The organism is Cognatundibacterium luofuense (assembly GCF_018139685.1).
Taxonomy (GTDB): Bacteria; Pseudomonadota; Gammaproteobacteria; order Burkholderiales; family Burkholderiaceae_D; genus Undibacterium; species Undibacterium luofuense.
This window is the reverse complement of the sequence record NZ_JAGSPN010000704.1, coordinates 1-255: the sequence shown is the minus strand read 5'-3', so window position 1 is coordinate 255 and position 255 is coordinate 1. Positions and strand designations below refer to the sequence as shown.

Below are 255 nucleotides of genomic sequence, written 5' to 3'. Positions count from 1 at the left end.
GGTTTGTGCTTTGCAGATCAGAAAACAGGCAAAATGCGGTGTTCAGCACACCAGCTCCCCGCTCCACGGCAGAAATTCTGGCTCTCCGAAAACAGCGAATGCAGATATCTGCACAGACTACCCGTCAAAACGGATACGCAACCCGGATGACCGCAACATTGGCGCCGGGATTAGGGCGTTTGATGGCGCCGTTCGAGAAATGCTGCACCTTCAGGCCAACGTCCAGCCCGTTGTCGAACACATAGCCGACACCGA

Annotated in this window: 1 protein-coding gene; it reads right to left on the bottom strand. The window is 55.3% G+C overall.

Annotated features, from left to right (window positions below; translation table 11 throughout):
* Positions 1-124: 124 nt before the first annotated feature.
* Positions 125-241, bottom strand: coding sequence for an acyloxyacyl hydrolase (locus KDM89_RS22270; RefSeq protein WP_329604738.1), 117 nt, complete (start codon positions 239-241; stop codon positions 125-127).
* Positions 242-255: the final 14 nt, after the last annotated feature.